This is a genomic window from Wenyingzhuangia aestuarii, from assembly GCF_011927765.1.
Lineage (GTDB): Bacteria > Bacteroidota > Bacteroidia > Flavobacteriales > Flavobacteriaceae > Wenyingzhuangia > Wenyingzhuangia aestuarii.
On sequence record NZ_JAATJG010000029.1, the window covers coordinates 1 to 5,961 of the forward strand.

General features: G+C 27.6%; 7 protein-coding genes. All 7 read left to right on the forward strand.

The genetic code is table 11. From position 1 onward, the window contains the following. The first annotated feature begins 117 nt into the window (after positions 1 to 117). The 7 genes from GGR97_RS14995 to GGR97_RS15025 all read left to right on the forward strand — a co-directional run bounded on the left by GGR97_RS14995 (position 118) and on the right by GGR97_RS15025 (position 5,875). The gene (locus GGR97_RS14995; RefSeq protein ID WP_167899345.1) at positions 118 to 912 is read left to right on the forward strand and encodes a cation transporter; all 795 of its coding nucleotides are present in this window, start codon (positions 118 to 120) and stop codon (positions 910 to 912) included. A gap of 209 nt (positions 913 to 1,121) precedes the next feature. After that, positions 1,122 to 1,883 carry a hypothetical protein gene (locus GGR97_RS15000; protein WP_167899346.1) on the forward strand — a complete coding sequence of 254 codons (762 nt, stop codon included), beginning with the start codon at positions 1,122 to 1,124 and terminating at the stop codon, positions 1,881 to 1,883. A gap of 209 nt (positions 1,884 to 2,092) precedes the next feature. Then, positions 2,093 to 3,466 carry a GxxExxY protein gene (locus GGR97_RS15005; protein ID WP_167899347.1) on the forward strand — a complete coding sequence of 458 codons (1,374 nt, stop codon included), beginning with the start codon at positions 2,093 to 2,095 and terminating at the stop codon, positions 3,464 to 3,466. Positions 3,467 to 3,478: 12 nt separating this feature from the next. Continuing rightward, entirely contained in the window at positions 3,479 to 3,859 is a 381-nt protein-coding gene (locus GGR97_RS15010; protein ID WP_167899348.1) for a hypothetical protein, read from the forward strand. A gap of 2 nt (positions 3,860 to 3,861) precedes the next feature. After that, positions 3,862 to 4,221 carry a hypothetical protein gene (locus tag GGR97_RS15015; protein WP_167899349.1) on the forward strand — a complete coding sequence of 120 codons (360 nt, stop codon included), beginning with the start codon at positions 3,862 to 3,864 and terminating at the stop codon, positions 4,219 to 4,221. Positions 4,222 to 4,446: 225 nt separating this feature from the next. Further along, positions 4,447 to 5,463, forward strand: coding sequence for an acyltransferase (locus tag GGR97_RS15020; RefSeq protein WP_167899350.1), 1,017 nt, complete (start codon positions 4,447 to 4,449; stop codon positions 5,461 to 5,463). Between the two features lie 154 nt (positions 5,464 to 5,617). Next, a complete protein-coding gene (locus GGR97_RS15025) occupies positions 5,618 to 5,875 on the forward strand; it encodes a hypothetical protein (protein WP_167899351.1) in 258 nt (85 codons plus the stop codon). Positions 5,876 to 5,961 lie beyond the last annotated feature (86 nt).

The following is a 5,961-nucleotide window of genomic DNA, read 5'->3' on the forward strand; positions in this document are numbered from 1 at the left end:
AAGAAAATTAAAACCAAAAAAAAGGCTTCGGCTTAGTCCGTGTTCGAAAAGGCTCTGCTCCTTTTCTTCCCGTACTAATCCTAGCCAAAACCGTTGTAACAAATGCTGAAAAAAAAAATGGAGAAAACAACATTTGAAATCACTAAAATGGACTGTCCTTCTGAAGAAAATATAATTAGAATGAAATTAGACAGTATACCAAATATTGCCAATTTAAATTTTGATATTCCTAACCGAAAATTAACCATTTTTCACAATGGGGAAATAGACAAAATTGAAAAATCAATCATTGAATTAAATTTAGGAGGGAAAAAAATATTAACTGAAAAAACTGAAAAAATAGATTTTAAGGAAAATGAAAACCAAAAAAAACTGCTATTGACTGTACTCAGTATTAATTTTGCTTTTTTCGTCATTGAAATGATAACTGGAATTATTTCTAAATCTATGGGGCTTGTTGCTGACAGTCTAGATATGCTTGCTGATAGCTTTGTATACGGAATTAGTCTATTTGCTGTTGGAGGAACTATTATAAAGAAAAAAAGAATTGCAAAACTTGCTGGGTATTTTCAGATAACTCTTGCTATTATAGGCTTTTTGGAGATTTTAAGAAGATTTTTTAATACAGAAAAACTCCCAAACTTTTCGACAATGATTGTTATTTCTGTTTTTGCCTTAATCGCAAATGGAATATGTCTTTATATATTACAAAAATCAAAAAGTAAAGAAGAAGCACATATGAAAGCAAGTATGATTTTTACGTCAAATGATGTAATTATTAATTTAGGTGTTATAATTGCTGCTATTTTAGTAAATTGGTTAAACTCAAATAAACCTGACTTAATTATAGGAACAGTAGTTTTTATTTTAGTAATTCAAGGAGCTTTCCGAATCTTAAAAATAAGTAGATAAGCACATGTTACAACACCGGCTAAACTTCATGCGGGTTCTGTGCTTTCTCAAAGTTTTGTGTATATTTACTAGGTCGCCAAATCTTGTTGATTTGGCTTTGTGAAACCAAAGAAACAAAACCAAACAAAAAGCTTCGGCTTAGTCCGTGTTCGAAAATCTTGCCGATTTTCTTCCCGCACAAAGCCTAGCCAAAACCGTTAGCTAACATTATGAAAAAAATCTTCTTTTTTATACTTTTATCACTATCTATGAATGCTTTTTCTAAATGTAAAGAACCTCATTTTAGTATATATCCATATTCTGATAATTTACCCCAAAACTCATTAATTTTAATTCAAGGAAATACAAATACACAAAAAGAAATTATATCTCTCCTGAATAAAGATTTTCCTATATATTTAAAATCCAATAATGAAATTGTAAATCTAAATGTAAAAGAAATATTTTCGGGTCAATCATTAACCAAACAAGCTATTTTAATACCTGAAAGAAAGTTAATTATAGGTGAAGAATATGAATTAATAATTGAAAACATAAATAGCAATGAAAAAGAACTTCTTTCGAAATATAATCATGATACTAAAAAATTTGAATCTATTAAATGGATAATAACAAATTCAAATCATTCAATCACAAGAATAAAAGAAAAACCCGAATTTTTAAGTTTTAACTCACAAAGTTACGGATGCGGTCCTTCACAAAATGTCAACTTTAAATTTCCTGATTCAGAAAGTGAATCAATTATATTAAAATCAGAACTAATTGATTTAAAGACTAATATAAAAACCACATATTGTATAATTAAGAACAAAGGGGAAAATTTATCTATTGGAAGAAGTATGTGTGGAGGAGAGTTTTATTTTAATCTAAATTCTTTTTATAAAATCAGATTTAACATAATTGACGATGAAGGAAATGAGTCGAAAAACTGGTCCGAATGGATTGAATTTGAAACAATTAAAAAACGTTAGCTAACAACGGCTATAGTTAATGCTGGCTTCTCTCCTATTCCAAAGTTTTGTGTATATTTACTATGTCGCTAAATCCTTTTCGATTTAGCTTTTTGACAATAAAATAAAAATTAAACAAAAAGGCTCTAGCTTAGTGCCAGCCCGAAAATCTTGTCGATTTTCAAACCGCACTAACCATAGCCAAAACCGTTACCTAACATTTAAAATGAATGAGTATAATACGACCTAGATTAACTGATTATCACAATATTCCAATCACTCAAGAAGAGGTAGATTTTGCTATTCCATTTTTAGATGAAGATATTCCACTCTACGTTGATCCCTTTTTATTATGGAAATCACCTTCAATGCAGGATAATTCTTTACACTTATCAATAACTAATAGTTTTAATCATTTATCACATTTAGTAAATAAAAGAAAAGAAAAAGAGGCTATAGATTTAATAATTCGTGCATCAGAATGTGATGAAGTTGGATTTGGAAATTCTAAAACAAGAACAGGTAAGAGAATTGGTACAAAGTTAGCTTCAGAAATTACAAACATTTTTAGTTCAATCCCTCAAATCTCTAAATCTGGTTTTATTCATTTTGAAGAAATTCAATTATTAGTAGATAATTTTTCAAAGGATAGAGTTAGTGATATTGCTTGTAATTACATTCAATCTTTTTTAGTTGACTATACAATTGAACAATGTGAAAAACATTTAATACCTATTGAAAAAGTGACAATAAATAATCTTTACGATTCTAAACTTAATAGATTTGTTAAAGAAGAAACATACCTACCAGTGAATCCAATTACTAAATCACCAATACTTCTTGTTCCCAAAAGATGGCTTCGGTTTATTCCCTGGATTAACACTGATGATTACTTCAAAAACTACTATATAAAAAACTTATACGTAGATGGTCAAGAATTACCTGATAAAGTAAAACTTTTAAATTTTAATCGTTCAAATTATGACCTTGTAAAAACATATACTGAAATAAAAGAAAAACAGTTTGAAAACTGTAAAAACGACCCGCTTTTTAATCAAATTCCTGTTACATCTGCTACAAGAAAAATGTCAACAATAATTAAACTTCCAACAGGAAAAACAAATAATGCTGATATAAAGTTTGAAGAGAATGCATGTCAATTATTAACTTCATTAGTTTATCCTCATCTTGATTTTGCTAAAGAGCAAAGTCGTACAGAGTCAGGTGTACAGATTAGAGATTTAATATTTTATAACAACCGTTCTGTTGATTTTCTAAAAGAAATTTATGACACTTACGATTGTACACAAATCGTAATGGAACTTAAAAATGTAAAGGAAGTAAAGCAAGAACATATTCTTCAATTAAATCGCTATTTAAAAGAACAATTTGGGAAATTTGGTATTATTATTACACGAAATCCACCTCCTAAAAAAGTAATTAAAAATGTTATTGACCTGTGGTCTGCTCATAGAAAATGTATTTTAATTTTAGATGATTCAGATTTAAAATTGATGACAGAAGTCTTTAATAGTAAACAACGATATCCTATTGAAGTTATAAAAAGAAAATATATTGAGTTTACAAGAATGTGCCCATCTTAAAAATTAAATTTTATGACAGAATTAGAAGTAAATAAATTTGAAAAAACACAAAGTCAAATAGAGGGTTTATATAAAGAAATAGGTATTCTTTCAAGAAAAAGCCCTAATGATGCTGTAAATAAATTCAAACTAAAATTTATTAATCAGTTATTGATAGAAGCTAACAACCTTTTGACTGGAATATATAAACCATTAGAAGGTTTTGAAATTTTCGAGGAAGATGATTTACCTTCAAATAGTGATGTTACATTTATATTTGAACAATATTTAAATTGTTTAGAAAAATTAAGAGGAGATAATGTTATACGTACAAGTATTAATGCTTGGTGTTGGCTCGTTGACGGAAATGAATCTACAATAAAAACATCTGCACCAAAAAAACTAAAAAATTAATAATGGCAAAAAAAGACACATTACCAACAGATTCGCAAGTTGAGGAATTTAGAATGTTAACTCAACTTCTAGATTCAATTTATTTTGAAATGAAAGAGTTTAGTAAAAAGAAACCAGACGAACCTCTCAATAAATTTAAAGTAAAAAATGTCAATAGAGTTTTAGAACCTGTAAAAAATATATTAATTCTAGAACCTACAAATATATTTCTTGACATATTGGATGACGATTCTTTACCAACAAATAGCGATGCCATTTTAGTTATAGGTCAATTTAAAGCATCTATGTTAAGATTTGAAAAAAAATATAAAGGAAATTTCACATGGAAAACTAAAGAAAATCCAACAGGTGGAATTAGATAAAAACGTTAGGTAACACCGGCTAAACTTCATGCGGGTTTTGTGCTAACTTCAAAGTTTTGTGTATATTTACTAAGTCGCCAAATCTTGTTGATTTGGCTTTGTGAAAACCAAAGAAACAAATCCAAACAAAAAGCTTCGGCTTAGTACGTGTTCGAAAATCTTGTCGATTTTCAAGCCCGCACAAAGCCTAGCCAAAACCGTTGGGCTTAATTAAAAAAGAACATATTGAAAGAAAAACTAATTTGGTTAGATAATTTAAGAGTTATTTCAACAATCGCAGTAATTGTACTTCACGTGTCAGCTCCAATTTTATATAAATATGGAGAAATTTCTGAAAAAGATTGGATAATAGGAAATATTTATGATGGGATGGTTAGATTCTGTGTTCCTATTTTTTTTATGCTTAGCGGAGCTCTATTGCTAAATAAAGATTATGAATTAAGTTATTTTTTAAAAAAAAGATTTTGGAGAATATTACCTCCATTAATATTTTGGAGTCTGATTTATATATTCTATGATTATATTTTAATTGGAGAAAAATCTTTTACTCCAATAGAATTTATTAAAATGATAATACGAAATTTATTTAATGGTAGTCAATTTCATCTATGGTTTGTTTATACATTACTTGGATTATATTTACTAATTCCGATTTTAAGAAAATGGATTAAAAACTCGAATAATAATGATATACTATATTTTATAATAATTTGGTTCATTACAATTATTTATAGTCTTCCATATTTTAAAATGTATCTTCCAAAAATTCCTTTGACTAATTTCACAGGATATGTTGGATATATGATTTTAGGATATTACTTATCAAATTTGACAATAAAGAATAAATATATTCCAATCATATTTGCATTAATTGGAATAACCATTACTATTTTTGGCACCTATTACTTAACGGTCAGAAATAATGAATTTTCAGAATATTTTTATGGATACTTAACACCAAATGTTATACTTAGTTCTGTTGGAATTTTCCTGTTATTTAAGAAATATAGAATTGAAAACTCTATGATGAAAAAAATAATTTCATTTTTAAGTGACGAAAGTTTTGGAATTTATTTAGTTCATATATTAATATTAACTCTTTTAAACAATATTGGAATAAATTGGACATTTACAAATCCTATTATTAGTATTCCAATAACAACATTAATCTGTATAATATTATCTAGTTTAATAATCTATCTAATCCGAAAAATTAAATATGGAAAATATATTTCTGGATGATAAAACTAAGCCCAACACCGTATAAAAAAAATTGCTGGTAAAAGCCAATTTACGAAAGTTCTCGCAGACTTTCAATTTGGCTTTTATTTGTTAACTTTAGTACTTAAAATACGCAACTTTTCTTATACAAAACCGTTGTACCTAATTTCAAATCATGTCAGAAAATAAAAAACTGGAGGACATATTAAATATATATAAATCAGAAAAAATTTGTGAATATAGAGGAGAAACTTATCGTGTAAGAGACAATGGTTCTATTTTTAGGTATAGAAAACTAAACAAAAGAAAAAGACCATTAGACGAAAAATGGACTTTTGGTAGTTCTCATAAAAAAGATGGTTATATAGGTTTCTCGTCAGAGACAGTTCATAGAATTGTCGCAACTGCCTTCCACGGAAAACAACTGTTTTGACCCCTATAAAACAAGAGTAATCTTTTAAATTTCGCTTATTAGTTACGCTGTTAACTTTTTCATTAAAATCAAGTGTTTATCAGTGT